At 61.3% G+C, this 14,656-nt stretch carries 10 protein-coding genes; 3 read left to right on the top strand and 7 right to left on the bottom strand.

What is annotated here, in order from left to right; genetic code table 11:
* Positions 1-3 precede the first annotated feature (3 nt).
* From QOM08_RS07355 to aqpZ, 3 genes are all read left to right on the top strand, one after another.
* Positions 4-567 carry a peptidylprolyl isomerase gene (locus QOM08_RS07355; protein WP_076385914.1) on the top strand — a complete coding sequence of 188 codons (564 nt, stop codon included), beginning with the start codon at positions 4-6 and terminating at the stop codon, positions 565-567.
* An 84-nt stretch (positions 568-651) separates the two neighbouring features.
* Entirely contained in the window at positions 652-2,484 is a 1,833-nt protein-coding gene (locus tag QOM08_RS07350) for an ABC transporter ATP-binding protein (RefSeq protein ID WP_076385916.1), read from the top strand.
* Positions 2,485-2,796: 312 nt separating this feature from the next.
* Positions 2,797-3,486 carry an aquaporin Z gene (gene aqpZ, locus QOM08_RS07345; protein WP_316912757.1) on the top strand — a complete coding sequence of 230 codons (690 nt, stop codon included), beginning with the start codon at positions 2,797-2,799 and terminating at the stop codon, positions 3,484-3,486.
* Positions 3,487-3,502: 16 nt separating this feature from the next.
* Here aqpZ and QOM08_RS07340 read toward each other — a convergent pair whose 3' ends face one another.
* From QOM08_RS07340 to aceK, 7 genes are all read right to left on the bottom strand, one after another.
* Positions 3,503-4,627: a GNAT family N-acetyltransferase gene (locus tag QOM08_RS07340; protein ID WP_316912756.1), complete on the bottom strand. Its 1,125-nt coding sequence runs from the start codon at positions 4,625-4,627 to the stop codon at positions 3,503-3,505.
* Positions 4,628-4,770: 143 nt separating this feature from the next.
* Entirely contained in the window at positions 4,771-6,081 is a 1,311-nt protein-coding gene (locus QOM08_RS07335; protein WP_316912755.1) for an OprO/OprP family phosphate-selective porin, read from the bottom strand.
* 221 nt (positions 6,082-6,302) lie between these two features.
* Positions 6,303-6,539: a zf-HC2 domain-containing protein gene (locus tag QOM08_RS07330; protein WP_316912754.1), complete on the bottom strand. Its 237-nt coding sequence runs from the start codon at positions 6,537-6,539 to the stop codon at positions 6,303-6,305.
* Complete coding sequence (locus QOM08_RS07325) at positions 6,533-7,144, bottom strand: RNA polymerase sigma factor (RefSeq protein ID WP_047227925.1); 612 nt, start codon at positions 7,142-7,144, stop codon at positions 6,533-6,535. Before QOM08_RS07325 ends, QOM08_RS07330 begins: the two co-directional genes overlap by 7 nt.
* 163 nt (positions 7,145-7,307) lie before the next feature.
* Complete coding sequence (locus tag QOM08_RS07320; RefSeq protein ID WP_047227926.1) at positions 7,308-8,429, bottom strand: beta-ketoacyl-ACP synthase III; 1,122 nt, start codon at positions 8,427-8,429, stop codon at positions 7,308-7,310.
* A gap of 324 nt (positions 8,430-8,753) precedes the next feature.
* On the bottom strand, positions 8,754-12,665 hold the full coding sequence (gene hrpA, locus QOM08_RS07315; RefSeq protein WP_316912753.1) for an ATP-dependent RNA helicase HrpA: 3,912 nt from the start codon (positions 12,663-12,665) through the stop codon (positions 8,754-8,756).
* 207 nt (positions 12,666-12,872) lie between these two features.
* Positions 12,873-14,594 carry a bifunctional isocitrate dehydrogenase kinase/phosphatase gene (gene aceK / locus QOM08_RS07310; protein ID WP_139050903.1) on the bottom strand — a complete coding sequence of 574 codons (1,722 nt, stop codon included), beginning with the start codon at positions 14,592-14,594 and terminating at the stop codon, positions 12,873-12,875.
* Positions 14,595-14,656 lie beyond the last annotated feature (62 nt).

Here is a 14,656-nt window from a genome sequence, read left to right as displayed (position 1 = left end):
CCCATGCTGAAAAAAATCGCCCTCGCCGCCGGCTCCGTCCTGTTTGCCGCCAACCTGATGGCCGCGCAGCCGACCAAGGCGCCCCACGTATTGCTGGACACCACCAACGGTCAGATCGAAATCGAGCTGGATCCGGTCAAGGCGCCGATCAGTACCAAGAACTTCCTTGAGTACGTGGACAGCGGCTTCTACAACAACACGATTTTCCACCGCGTGATCCCGGGCTTCATGGCCCAGGGCGGCGGTTTCACCCAACAGATGCAACAGAAAGACACCAAGGCACCGATCAAGAACGAAGCCAGCAATGGCCTGCATAACGTTCGTGGCACCTTGTCGATGGCGCGTACTTCCAACCCGAACTCGGCCACCAGCCAGTTCTTCATCAACGTGGCCGACAATGCGTTCCTCGACCCGGGCCGTGACGCCGGTTACGCGGTGTTCGCCAAAGTGGTCAAGGGCATGGACGTGGTGGACATCATCGTCAACTCCCAGACCACCACCAAACAAGGCATGCAAAACGTGCCGATCGATCCTGTGATCATCAAGTCGGCCAAGCGCATCGACTAAACAGCACAGGGCAAGCCTGAGCGGCGGCGGCGATCCCGCGCCGCTCACAGGAAAAAAGGAGAGCCCGGCCCGGGCTATGTACCCATGGTTTATCGCCGTTTCGAAACACTGATCGACATTTTCCGCGACGCCCCTACCTCGGCACCACCGAACCGCGTCCTGCCCTTCTACACCTATTATCTGAAACAAGTCTGGCCCAGCTTCGCCGTGCTGCTGGTGGTGGGCCTGATCGGCGCACTGATCGAGGTGGCGCTGTTCAGCTACCTGAGCCGCATCATCGACCTGACCCAGGGCACGCCGAACGTGGACTTCTTCAAGCTCCACGGCCTGGAGCTGGCGTGGATGGCGGTGGTGGCGCTGGTTTTCCGGCCGATCTTCGTGGCCTTGCATGACCTGCTGGTGCACCAGACCTTGAGCCCCGGCATGACCAGCCTGATCCGCTGGCAAAACCATAGCTACGTGCTCAAGCAGAGCCTGAACTTTTTCCAGAACGACTTCGCCGGACGCATCGCCCAGCGCATCATGCAGACCGGCAACTCCTTGCGCGACTCAGCGGTGCAGGCCGTGGACGCGCTGTGGCACGTGCTGATCTACGCCATCAGCTCACTGGTGCTGTTTGCCGAAGCCGACTGGCGCCTGATGATCCCGCTGCTGATCTGGATCGCCGCCTACATCGGTGCACTCTGCTACTTCGTGCCGCGGGTCAAGGAGCGCTCCGTCGTATCGTCCGATGCCCGCTCCAAACTCATGGGCCGGATCGTCGACGGCTACACCAACATCACCACGCTGAAGCTGTTCGCCCACACCAACTTCGAACAGCAATACGCCCGCGAAGCCATCCAGGAGCAGACCGAGAAAGCCCAATTGGCCGGCCGCGTGGTGACCAGCATGGACGTGGTCATCACCAGCATGAACGGGCTGCTGATCGTCGGCACCACGGCGCTGGCCCTGTGGCTCTGGACCCAGTCGCTGATCAGCGTGGGCGCGATTGCCCTGGCGACCGGGTTGGTGATCCGTATCGTCAACATGTCCGGCTGGATCATGTGGGTGGTCAATGGCATCTTCGAAAACATCGGCATGGTCCAGGACGGTTTGCAGACCATCGCCCAGCCCGTCAGCGTTACCGACCGCGACCAGGCCAAGCCTTTGGCGGTGGCCCGTGGCGAAGTGCGCTTCGAGCATGTGGATTTCCACTACGGCAAGAAAAGCGGGGTGATCGGCGACCTCAACCTGGTGATCAAGCCGGGGGAAAAGATCGGCCTGATCGGCCCGTCCGGTGCGGGCAAATCCACGCTGGTCAACCTGCTGCTGCGTCTGTATGACGTGCAAGGCGGGCGCATTCTCATCGATGGGCAGGACATCGCAGAAGTGGGCCAGGAAAGCCTGCGCGAGCGCATCGGCATGATCACCCAGGACACGTCGCTGCTGCACCGTTCCATTCGCGACAACCTGCTCTACGGCAAACCCGACGCCACCGATGCGCAACTCTGGGCGGCGGTGCACAAGGCCCGGGCCGATGAGTTCATCCCGCTGCTGTCGGACGCTGAAGGCCGCAGCGGTTTTGATGCCCATGTGGGTGAACGCGGAGTGAAGCTGTCCGGCGGCCAGCGTCAGCGTATTGCCATCGCACGGGTGCTGCTCAAGGATGCGCCGATCCTGATTATGGACGAAGCGACGTCAGCACTTGACTCGGAAGTCGAAGCGGCGATCCAGGAAAGCCTCGAGACCCTGATGCAAGGCAAGACCGTGATCGCCATCGCCCACCGCCTCTCCACCATCGCGCGAATGGACCGGCTGGTGGTGCTGGAAAACGGCCGCATCGCCGAGACCGGCAGCCATGCCGAACTGCTGGCCCATGGCGGGTTGTATGCGCGGCTGTGGCAGCATCAGACGGGTGGGTTTGTGGGGATTGATTGAATCAACCAGGCTCCACCTAACCCGTGGCGAGGGAGCTTGCTCCTGGCCACAGGACCGGGTTTAAACCGCAAGGTCAGTGCAGTAAGACCTTTCTGAAAAATTCTGTCCAGGATCGATTTGACCCACACCGCAACCGCATACTCCCCACCGTCCAAGGCCGAAACCGCCACAGTCCATGACTCTGGCGGTTTTTTAATGCCGCTGGATTTGTCGCAACGTTCTGCTGTACTCAGCCCAGGTTCTGGAGATGAACCTGTCGTAATTCTGCTGGATGCATAACCGATTATCACGACTGTTTTATCAAGGATGCTTATGTCTTTACTCAAACGTTCAACGACTGAGTTGTTGGGTACGTTCTGGCTGGTGTTGGGCGGCTGTGGCAGCGCTGTATTGGCCGCTTCCGGGATCGGCGTGCTGGGGGTTGCCCTGGCATTCGGCCTGACGGTGTTGACCATGGCGTTCGCCATCGGCCATATCTCGGGTTGCCACCTGAACCCGGCCGTGTCGGTGGGCTTGTACGTGGGCGGGCGGTTTCCGGCCAAGGAACTGCCTGCCTACATCATTGCCCAGCTCATTGGTGGGGTGCTCGCCGCCGCGTTGATCTACTTCATCGCCAGCGGCAAGGAAGGCTTCGACCTGGTCGCTTCCGGCCTGGCAGCGAACGGTTACGGCGAACATTCGCCCGGTCAGTACTCCATGGTGGCCGGCTTTGTGACTGAGCTGGTCATGACGGCAATGTTCATCCTGATCATCCTCGGCGCCACCGACAAACGTGCGCCAGCCGGCCTGGCACCGATTGCCATCGGCCTGGCCCTGACGCTCATCCACCTGATCTCGATTCCGGTCACCAACACCTCCGTCAACCCGGCCCGCAGTACCGGTCCGGCACTGATCGTCGGCGGCTGGGCCATCGAGCAATTGTGGCTGTTCTGGGTGGCACCGCTGCTGGGCGCCATCGTCGGCGGTGTTGCTTACCGCTGGCTGGGCAAGGAAAACAGCTGAGTCACGCCGGCGAAGATCAGCACTGCCGATAAGGCAGTGCGGTCTTCGCCTCTTCGGCATACGCCAACACGCCCTCCTGCTCCCGGACCAGAAAGTCTGCAACCGCCGCCTTCAGGCCCGGATGGCGCAAGTAGTGCCAGGAACGGGTGATCACCGGCTCGAAACCACGAATCAGTTTGTGCTCGCCCTGGGCACCGGCATCGAAACGCTGCACGCCGTGGGCAATGGCGTAATCCATGCCCTGATAAAAACAGGTCTCGAAGTGCAAACGGTCGAATTCCGCCAGGCAACCCCAGTAACGCCCATAAAAACTGTCACCGCCCACCAGGCTGAACGCCATCGCCACCGGCCGTGAACCTTGCTTGGCCAACACCACGCGAATGGCCTCGGGCATGCGCTCGGCCAGCAGACTGAAAAACGTCCGGGTCAGGTACGGCGCTTGCCGACGCACCGCGTAAGTATTGGCGTAACAGGCGTAGACAAAATCCCACTGGGCCTGGTCCAGTTGATGACCTTCCAGCCATTGGAACTCGATACCCTGCCCCGCCACTTGCTCACGTTCCTTGCGCATCTGCTTGCGTTTGCGGGAACTGAGCGCGTCGAGAAAATCCTGGAAGTCCCGATACCCGCGATTGCGCCAGTGGTACTGGCAACCAATCCGCTGCAGCCAGCCCTCCTGCCCGGCCAACGCTGCGTCGGTGAAGGCATCGGTGAAGTTGATGTGGGCACTGGAGAGCGATTCGATTTCCAGATAACCCGGCAGGCTGGCAAGCAACTCCAACCCGTCCTCCCCACTCGCCGCCAGCAGCCGCGGGCCACTGACCGGGCTGAACGGCACCGCCGTCAACAGCTTGGGGTAATAGTCGATCCCGGCCCGGGCGCAGGCGTCGGCCCAGGCGTGATCGAACACGTATTCGCCGTAGGAATGCCACTTGCGATAACTGGGCAGAGCCGCCAGCACACGACCGTCTTCAATATGCAGCAGATGCTCGGCCTGCCAACCGGATTGCGGGCCCAGGCTGCCACTGTCTTGCAGGGCCGTGAGGAAAGCGTGGCGCAGGAAAGGTTGATTGACGGGCACCAGGGCGTCCCACTCTTGCGGCGCGATGGCGGACAGGCTGTCCAGAACGTGTAGCGGCATGCGGCTCCCCGATATCCAGAATGCGGATGGGGCGAGTATCGCCGATCCTGAGCGGACGGACGTAAAAAAAAACCCCGCCAGAGGCGGGGTTCAAAGGAGCTATAACGGATAAAACATGAAGCGTTGAATCAAATCAGCACGACTTAGAACACGTACTGGGCGCGCATGACAAAACCGTCGCCATCGTCGTCGCCATTTTCGTTAGTCACGTTGTCGGCCTTGGCCTTGACGTAAACAGCGGAGATTTTCACCGCTTCGTTGGCGTACCAGTTCACACCCAGGTTGTGCACCTTGGCTTCGGCATCGCCCACGTCACGGGTCGCGGTGGCCGTGGTGATGTTGTCGTCTTCAACGGTCAGGCTGTCGTAGCGATAGAACACTTCCCAAGCGCCGATAGACTTGTTGGCGGGCTTGATGGCGTCGAACTTGCCGATTTTATAACCGCGGGACTCACCGGTGAGGGTGTAGGCACCCTGGACATAGAAACCGTGGCCTTTGATGTCTTGGAAGGCGCTGTCGTCAGCCTTGGTTTTGCGCGAGACGTATTCACCCTGGATCGAGGCTGGCCCCATGGCGAAAGCGGCTTCCAGGCCGAAAGCGGTGTCAGTGTCGTACGAGCCAGCCGGCGAGTTGTTGGCGCCGCCCAGTATCGGACGGTGGCCGTTATCACCGGCATCGTTGCCGCCTTCGGTATCGACGCCACGCATGCCCAAACGGGTGCGGTAACGCGCATCGAACTCGGTGTCGGACACGTCACGGGAGGCCACGTTCACGCCGAAGTGCAGGACGTTGCCGGAGTCGTGCATTGGGGCAAATACAAAACGACCGTTGACTTGCTTGACGCTGTCGCCGTCGGTGTCGTTGCTGTCCTTGCTGAACACACCGGCCGAGGCATAGAACGAATCGGCGAAAGTGCTGGAGGCTTGAATGCCCATGCCGTTCTGTTTGTCCATGGTCCAGTCGACCAGATCGTAGGCAGCGTTACGCTCAGTGGCGGTGACCCACTTGGAGCTGGTGGCTTTCTCCAAGCCGAAATCGGGGTCGAAACGACCGAATTTGATCGACACCGGCTTGAAGCCGTTATAAGCCATGGAGGCTTCGTCGAAGTAACCGTCCCCTGAACTGCCTGCGTTGTGAGCGAGGTCATAGCTGATGGTGTAGGCCCAATCCGTGTACACCACGCCGGACAGTTCTACGAAGGCACGACGCAGATAAGCGGCGTCGGCCGAGTTGCCATTGTTGGTGTAGAGACCGTCGAACTGGCTGTAGTCAGCCTGCAAACGACCGCCAAGCTTGAAGCTGAACTCTTTGTCGGTGGTAGCGACCTCAAGGCCGCCCTTGGTTTTGACCACGATATCGGCGCCATCGGTGGTGACGGTGCCGGCGAAAGCCTGGGCGGTTACTGCCATTGCCAGTGCGCTGGCGGCAACACCTGCGAAGTGCTTACGGATCATCGAAGAATTCCCCTGTTGGTAGTCTATGCCGTTAGAAAACACGCGGAACTGAGCCCGCTGGTGTTGGAGGGGATCTTGGCGATGGGTTGTGTCAGCGCAGTTGCTGTCAGATAAAGATTTTATGACAGGGGAACTTTTTACTTCGAAAGGGAATAACCCAGAAGCAGCTTCAAGAGGTGAGCTGCAAGCGGCAAGTTAGAGCGATCGACTTGTGCAAGGGGTTATGGGTGGTGACGTTTGCGCTCGGCCGCGAGTTTTTCAGCCAACTGATCCAGATTGGGAACCGGCGATTCAGGCAGCTTTCTGAGCGTGGCCTGCATCAGGCGCATCTGGCGAATGAAACGCCGGCACGTGGCACAGAACATCAGGTGATGGCGCACCATAAGGCGCTCACGAAAACTCAGTTGGCCGTCGAGAAAATCGCTGGAGCGCGCCACTTGTTCCTTGCAGGTCAGCATTCGCCGGTTTCCTCGAAATGTTCCACGGTCGCAAAGACCTTCAGCCGTGCCCGATGCAACAGCACACGTACGTTGGAGAGCGAGATGTCCAGAAGATTACAGATGTCTTCCAGTTCCAGGCCCTGACGTTCGCGCAGGGTCAAGACACTGCTTTGCAGTTGCGACAGACTGAGCAGCGTGTGCTCGAGGCATTCGCGCAGCTCACTCATCGTGAGCAGCGCCTCCGGTGTGTCCTGATGCCAGGCGAACGGTGCTAGCAGCCAATGGCCATCCGCGGCGAAACGATCATCGCCCAGGGTCCCGTGGGGCGACGGCAGATCATCGAGCAACACCTCCCGACGGTTCTGCTTGTAGCGGCCCTTGGCGGCGTTGGCGGTGATGGTCAGCAGCCAGGTCTTGAGACTGGAGCGGCCCTGGAAGCCATTGAGGTTGCGCACCACTGACAACCAGGCGTCCTGCACCACTTCATCGGCATGCCGACTGCCCACGATGGCGTAGGCCACGGCGCGCATCGGGCTCTGGTAGGTGCTGACCAACTCTTTGAAGGCCTGCTGCTCACCGGCCAGGAGGCGTTGGAGCAGTTGTGTGTCGTCGGTGACGGTCATTCAACGCCCATTGCTGAATAGATCGCGGCTGTGGCGAGGGGGCTGATGTGGGAGCAAGGCTTGCCCGCGATGCGGTCCTTCATAAACCGCGCTGCCTGTTTCGTGAGCAAGCTTTGCTCCCACATGACCTTGCTTCCACAAAAAATTCGTCGCCGCCAGAGGATCAATGCTTACGCAGAATCACGCTGCCAATCGAATAGCCGGCGCCGAACGAGCTGAGTACGGCGACCGAACCGCTGGGCAAATCATCCTGGTAGGAGTGGAACGCAATCACCGAACCCGCCGAACTGGTGTTGGCGTAGCGGTCGAGGATCACCGGCGCTTCTTCTTCGGTGGCTTCGCGACCCAGCAGCTTGCGCACGATCAGGTGGTTCATGCTCAGGTTGGCCTGGTGCAGCCAGAAACGCTTCACTTCACCGACGCTCAGCTGATTTTCTTCCAGGTGCACGCCAATCAGTTCGGCCACCATCGGGCAGACATCGCGGAAGACTTTACGACCTTCCTGGACAAACAACTTGTCACGGCTGCCGATCCCCTCTTCCCCGGCGCGGTTGAGGAAGCCGAAGTTGTTGCGGATGTTGTTGGAGAATTTGGTGAGCAGCTTGGTGCTGACCACGTCGAACTGATACGGCGAGGTCGCCAGGTCCGCCCGTTCGATGATCACCGCGGTGGCCGCGTCGCCGAAGATGAAGTGGCTGTCGCGGTCGCGGAAATTCAGGTGGCCGGTGCACACCTCAGGGTTGACCATCAGGATCGCCCGGGCCTGGCCCAGTTGTACGCTGTTGGCCGCGGCCTGGATGCCGAACGTCGCCGAGGAACAGGCCACGTTGATGTCGTAACCAAAACCTTCGATGCCCAGCGCTTCCTGGACTTCAATGGCGATGGCCGGGTACGGACGCTGCAGGTTGGAACAGGCGACGATCACGCCATCGATGTCGGCGGCGGTGCGGCCGGCGCGCTCCAGCGCCTGTTTCGCGGCACCGACGGCCATTTCACACAGCACCGACCACTCGTCGTTGGAGCGCTCGGGCAGGCGCGGGGTCATGCGTTGCGGGTCGAGGATGCCATCCTTGTCCATGACAAAGCGGCTCTTGATGCCAGAGGCTTTTTCGATGAACGCCGCGCTGGATTCGGTCAACGCCTCGACTTCTCCCCGCTCGATGGCTTGGGCATTGTCGGCGTTGAATTGCGCGACGTAGGTATTGAAAGACTGCACCAGCTCTTCATTGGAGATGCTGTTGGCCGGGGTGTACAGGCCGGTGCCGCTGATGACGACGTTATGCATGGTCGTGTCTCTGATCTGTTCAGGCAGAAAGCGTTGGCACCGACGTACCAACACACAAGGGGTCTTTTCCCATCCAGGGGAAGCAGACCTGGCAGCGCTTTATTCCGATCCGCCCGTGATTATCGACGCTAAAAACCACGGGACCGGCATTTATAGGCGCGAAGTTTGCCATAAACGCTGGCGTTTGGCCCATTCTCAGTGAATTACAAAACCAAACCCTGTGGGAGCGAGCCTGCTCGCGATAGCGCTGGATCAGCCAGCATCAATGTTGACTGACCCACCGCTATCGCGAGCAGGCTCGCTCCCACAGGTCTTGCGCCGGGGTCAGGGCTCCACCTGCCCCCACTGCTTGCTCAAGCGCTTATCCGAAATCGGCACCTTGGTGCCCAGTTGCTGGGCGAACAGCGACACCCGGTACTCCTCCAGCCACCAGCGGTACAGCTCCAGTTGCGGGTCGCGCTTGCCTTCCTGGGCGTGTTTGCTGGCGCGGGTCTGGTACTGGGCCCAGAGGTTCGACAGTTCAACGCTCCAGACCCGGTCCTTCTGCACCTGGCTGCCGAGTTTCTCCAAGCGCTGCTCGATGGCCTTGAGGTAGCGTGGCAGCTCCTTGAGCCACTGATGCGGGGTTTCGCGCACAAATCCCGGGTACACCAGATGGCTGAGTTGCTGCTTGATGTCGTTCAGGGCCACGGCCTGGGCCAGGTCGATCTTGCCCTTGAAGCGTTTTTGCAGGCCGTGCCAGAGTTTGAGGATCTCCAGGGTCAGCTTCGCCAGGCGTTCGGCGTGTTCGGTCCAGCCGCCGCGTTTGCGCTCGGCCAGGGATGCCAGTGCGGCGCCATCACGGGGCAGGCTCGCCTCGCCTTCCAGCACGCAACTGTCGAGACTGACCAGCAGGATGTCTTCCACCAGGCTGTCGATGCGTCCCAGTTCGCGGTACAGCAGGCCAAGTTCCGTCAACCCGGGCAGTTTGCCGCGCAGGAACTTGGCCGATTCTGCCAATTGCTGCATCAGCAACCGCTGCAAGGCGCGACGGTGCTGGAACTCGGCTTCAGCCGGGGTCGGGAAGCGGCCTTCCTTGACCACACCGCCCTCTTCCACCAGCGCCGGGTACACCGTCATCGACAGCCCGGCGATCTTCTGTTGGGTTTTCTCGGCCACCGGGGCGAAGATTTTCGCTTCCACCGGCGCCTGGCTTTTCGCCGTCTGCGGCACGGCCAAGGCGGCCTGGCTGGCTTCGGCAAAGCGTGCCGTCAACTCGGCCAGGTCGCGGCCTTCGCCGAGAAACTTGCCCTGGCCATCGACGATTTCCAGATTCATGCGCAGATGGCTTTCCACCTGCTGCGCAGCTTCCGTCCAGGCTTCGTCGCTAACCCGCGCGCCGGTCATGCGCAGCAGTTCGCGGCCCAGGGATTGCGGCAACGAACCCTCAGCAAAGGTGATGCGTTGCAGCGCGGCCTTGACGAAATCCGGCACGGGCACGAAGTTTTTGCGCAGGGCCTTGGGCAGGTTGCGCACCAGGGCGATGCACTTGGCTTCGATCATCCCGGGCACCAGCCATTCCAGACGCTCCGGCGGCAACATGGGCAGCAGCGGTGCCGGCACGCGCAAGGTCACACCGTCGCGGGGATGGTTGGGTTCGAAATGGTAGCTCAGCGGCAAGGTCAGCTCACCGACGCGCAACGTGTCGGGGTAGTACGCGGCAGTGACTTCACTGGCCTCGCGGGCCAGCACGTCTTCTTCGCGCATGATCAGCAGTTGCGGGTCTTTCTGGCTGTTGATCCGGTACCAGCTGTCGAAGGTCGCGGTCTGGTGGATCTCGGCCGGCAAGCGCGCATCGTAGAAGGCGAACAGGGTTTCCTCGTCCGCCAGGATGTCGCGACGGCGGGCCTTGGCTTCCAGTTCGTCGAGTTGCTCCAGCAGTTGGGTATTGGCACTCAGGCACTTGGCCCGGGACTGGATCTCGCCGCGCACCAGCGCCTCGCGGATGAACAGTTCCCGCGACACCACCGGGTCCACCGGCCCGTAATGCACCGGCCGGCGACCGACCACGATCAGCCCGAACAGGGTGATCTGCTCATACGCCACCACCTGCCCGCGCTTTTTCTCCCAATGGGGTTCGAAGTGGTTTTTCTTGATCAGGTGCCCGGCCAGCGGTTCGATCCAGTCCGGTTCGATCTTGGCCACCATGCGCGCGTAGAGCTTGGTGGTTTCCACCAGTTCGGCGGTCATCAGCCATTGCGGACGCTTCTTGCCCAAGCCTGACGAGGGGTGAACCCAGAACCGTCGTTGGCGGGCACCGAGGTAGTCGCCGTCTTCGGTTTTCTGACCGATCTGGCTCAGCAGGCCGGAAAGTACCGCCTTGTGCAGCTTCGGGAAATCGGCCGGCTCTTTATTGAGGCTCAACTGCATGTCGCGGCAGATCAGGCTCAACTGGCGATGGGAATCGCGCCACTCGCGCAGGCGCAGGTAGTTGAGGAAATTCTTGCGGCACCAGTTGCGCAGCGGGCTGGCGGTCAAGGCTTGGCGCTGCTCTTCGAAACCGCGCCACAGATTGACCAGCCCGGCGAAGTCCGAGTCGGGGTCTTTCCACTGGACGTGGGCCTGGTCAGCCGCCTGCTGACGCTCCGGTGGACGCTCGCGCGGGTCCTGGATCGACATGGCGCTGGCGACGATCAGCACTTCCTGCAAGCTGCCCAGTTTCGCCGCTTCCAGCAGCATACGGCCCATGCGCGGGTCCACCGGCAAGCGCGCCAACTGGCGGCCCAGCGGGGTCAACTGACTGTTGCGGTCCACCGCCGACAGCTCTTGCAGCAAGTTGAAGCCGTCGCTGATGGCCTTGCCGTCCGGCGGTTCGATGAACGGGAAATCGGTAATCTCCCCCAGGCGCAGGTGCAACATCTGCAGGATGACCGCCGCCAGGTTGGTGCGCAGGATCTCGGGGTCGGTGAATTCCGGCCGGCCGAGGAAATCCTCCTCGCTGTACAACCGCACGCAGATCCCCGGCTCGACCCGCCCGCAGCGGCCCTTGCGCTGATTGGCGCTGGCCTGGGAAATGGCTTCGATGGGCAGGCGCTGGACCTTGGCGCGATAGCTGTAGCGACTGATGCGCGCGGTGCCGCTGTCAATCACGTAGCGGATGCCCGGCACGGTCAGCGACGTTTCAGCGACGTTGGTCGCCAGCACCACGCGACGGCCAGGGTGGGACTGGAAGATCCGCTGCTGTTCGGCTGGCGACAGCCGCGCATACAACGGCAGGATTTCGGTGTGCTTGAGCTGGGCCTTGCGCAGCATTTCCGCCGCGTCGCGAATCTCCCGCTCGCCCGGCAGGAACACCAGCACGTCACCGGGGCTGCGGCGTTCGCTACGCTCATAGGCAGCGATTTCATCGAGGGTGGCGAGGATCGCCTGGTCGACGGTCAAGTCGTCCTCGACGCGGTTGCCCTCCTCGTCCTGCTCCAGGGTCAACGGGCGATACCAGGTGTCCACCGGGAAGGTGCGACCCGAGACTTCCACGATCGGCGCGTCATCGAAGTGCTTGGAAAAACGCTCCAGGTCGATGGTCGCCGAGGTGATGATGACTTTGAGGTCCGGGCGACGCGGCAGCAGGGTCTTGAGGTAGCCGAGCAAAAAATCGATGTTCAGGCTGCGCTCGTGGGCTTCGTCGACGATGATCGTGTCGTAGCGTTCCAGGTAACGGTCGTTCTGGGTTTCGGCTAGCAGGATGCCGTCGGTCATCAACTTGATCAGGGTGTTGGCGTCGCTCTGGTCTTCGAACCGCACCTGGTAACCCACCAGCGCCCCCAGCGGCGTGGCCAGCTCCTCGGCGACCCGGCTTGCCACGCTGCGCGCGGCGATCCGGCGCGGCTGGGTATGGCCGATCAAACCGTGCTGGCCGCGACCGATTTCCAGGCAGATTTTCGGCAGTTGCGTGGTTTTGCCCGAGCCGGTTTCGCCGGCGATGATCAGCACCTGGTGCTTGAGCAGTGCGTCCTTGATTTCGTCGCGCTTGGCGGCGATCGGCAAGCTGTCGTCGTAACGAATCACCGGCAGGCTGGCCTTGCGCGCCAACACCTGATCACACGACGCCTGCATGCGCGTCACCCACTGGGCCAGCTTGGCCTCGTCGGGTTTCTTGCGCAGCTCGAGCAACTGACGCCGCAACCGGTGACGGTCGGCGAGCATGGCGTGGTCGAGGTTTTTCAGCAGCTTGTCGATAGCGGGGGCTTGGTCAGTCATCAGGTACGCAAGGGTCGTCGGTTTGTGCAGGGGGCCGATTGTCGCAGATTTGCGCAGGCTGCGCCGACCCATGGCAGCCTGCCCGCTGTTCCCTTGTGGGAGCGAGCCTGCTCGCGATGGCGGTGGGTCAGTCGACATTAATGCTGGCTGATCCACCGCCATCGCGAGCAGGCTCGCTCCCACAGAGGTTTTGCGCTGACTTCGGGGTTATTCGCTGTCCAGATCTTTACGCCGATAGGGGAACACGTCGATCACCTTGCCCGCCCGAATCGCCTCTTGCAGGCCCTTCCAGTAATCGGCGTTGTACAACTCGCCGTGCAGTTGATCGAACAGTTTGCGTTGCCCCGCGTCGGCGAACAGGAAAGGTGGGAACTCTTCGGGAAAAACGTCCAGCGGCCCGATGGAATACCACGGCTCGGAGGCCATTTCGTCTTCCGGGGTCCGCGGCTGGGGAATGTGACGGAAGTTGGCTTCGGTGAGAAAGCAGATTTCGTCGTAGTCGTAGAACACCACGCGGCCGTGGCGGGTCACGCCGAAGTTCTTGAGCAGCATGTCGCCAGGGAAGATGTTGGCCGCCGCCAGTTGCTTGATCGCCAGGCCGTAGTCTTCCAGCGCCTCGCGCACCTGGTCCTGGTTGGCGTTTTCCAGGTAGAGGTTCAGTGGCGTCATGCGCCGTTCGGTCCAGCAGTGACGAATCAATACCGTGTCGCCTTCCACCGACACCGTGGACGGCGCCACGTCCAGCAGTTCCTCCAGGCACGCCGGTTCGAACTTGCTCAGGGGAAAGCGGAAATCGGCGAATTCCTGGGTATCGGCCATGCGCCCGACCCGGTCGACGCTTTTCACCAGCCGGTACTTTTCGATCACGGTCGCGCGGTCGACGTTCTTCGACGGCGAGAAACGATCCTTGATGATCTTGAATACGGTGTTGAAGCCCGGCAGGGTGAATACGCTCATGACCATGCCACGTACACCAGGGGCCATGATGAACTGGTCGTCGGTGTTCGCCAGATGGTTGATCAGCGCCCGGTAGAACTCGGATTTGCCGTGTTTGTAGAAACCGATGGAGGTGTACAGCTCGGCGATGTGCTTGCCCGGCAGGATGCGCTTGAGAAAGCCGATGAATTCCGCCGGGACCGGCACGTCCACCATGAAGTACGAGCGGGTGAACGAGAAAATGATCGACACCTGCGCCTCGTCGGTAATCAGCGCATCGATCTGGATGCCCCGGCCTTCGCGGTGCAGCAGCGGGATCACCAACGGCCATTGGTCGTCCTGCGTATAGATCCGGCCCACCAGGTAGGCGCCCTTGTTGCGATAGAGCACCGACGAAAACAATTCCACCGTCAGTTGCGGGTCCTTGCAGACCCAGTCGGGCAGGTTCTCCCGCAATTGGGCTTCAAGGCGCTGCAAATCGCCCGGCAAGTCGGCGTAATCCTCGCTGAAACGGTAATCGGCGAAAATCGCCGCCAGCATCCGGTCCAGCTGGCCCTCGGGTTTGTAGGTACGGGTCTGGGCGGCTCGGGCGCGGCGCAGGCTGGGCCGGGTGGTATGGATGAACATGGTGCCGTCGCTGATCAGGTCATGGCTGAACAGCCCGCAGAAGATCGAGTTGTACCAGGTCTCGGACAGCTCATCGTCGAAACGCAGGTCGATCAGGCTGATGTAGGCGCTTTTGACCAGCGGCCAGCAACTGACGTCCATCAGCGCCTCGGCTTCGAAAGCCTTGCGCAAGCGGGCGACGGTTTCGAAAACCTTTTCTTCATACAAGTTGATCCGCGCCGCAGACGCCTCTTGTGCCTCCTGCCAACGGGCCTGCTCAAACCGGGCGCGGGCGCCATCGGTGATCTGCCGGAAATGCTCACGGTAATCGTCAAAGCCTTCGAGGATCGAACGGGCGATATCGGCGGCGGGCCATGGCTGCGGCATAGGGTAAACCTCGGCGGGTCATGCTTGTTATTGGCGACTGAGCTTAGAGGCCAATCGCGCGG

The organism is Pseudomonas sp. P105, from assembly GCF_032614175.1.
Taxonomy (GTDB): domain Bacteria; phylum Pseudomonadota; class Gammaproteobacteria; order Pseudomonadales; family Pseudomonadaceae; genus Aquipseudomonas; species Aquipseudomonas rhizophila.
The sequence above is the reverse complement of the archived record's forward strand: the minus strand, read 5'-3'. Positions and strand labels throughout refer to the sequence as shown.

Coding starts and splice junctions, on each gene's coding strand:
- QOM08_RS07335 (WP_316912755.1), bottom strand. CDS start 6,081: ATGATCCGTAAGCACTTCGCAGGTGTTGCCGCCAGCGCACTGGCAATG.
- QOM08_RS07330 (WP_316912754.1), bottom strand. CDS start 6,539: ATGCTGACCTGCAAGGAACAAGTGGCGCGCTCCAGCGATTTTCTCGAC.
- hrpA (WP_316912753.1), bottom strand. CDS start 12,665: ATGACTGACCAAGCCCCCGCTATCGACAAGCTGCTGAAAAACCTCGAC.
- aceK (WP_139050903.1), bottom strand. CDS start 14,594: ATGCCGCAGCCATGGCCCGCCGCCGATATCGCCCGTTCGATCCTCGAA.
- QOM08_RS07355 (WP_076385914.1), top strand. CDS start 4: ATGCTGAAAAAAATCGCCCTCGCCGCCGGCTCCGTCCTGTTTGCCGCC.
- QOM08_RS07340 (WP_316912756.1), bottom strand. CDS start 4,627: ATGCCGCTACACGTTCTGGACAGCCTGTCCGCCATCGCGCCGCAAGAG.
- QOM08_RS07325 (WP_047227925.1), bottom strand. CDS start 7,144: ATGACCGTCACCGACGACACACAACTGCTCCAACGCCTCCTGGCCGGT.
- QOM08_RS07320 (WP_047227926.1), bottom strand. CDS start 8,429: ATGCATAACGTCGTCATCAGCGGCACCGGCCTGTACACCCCGGCCAAC.
- QOM08_RS07350 (WP_076385916.1), top strand. CDS start 652: ATGGTTTATCGCCGTTTCGAAACACTGATCGACATTTTCCGCGACGCC.
- aqpZ (WP_316912757.1), top strand. CDS start 2,797: ATGTCTTTACTCAAACGTTCAACGACTGAGTTGTTGGGTACGTTCTGG.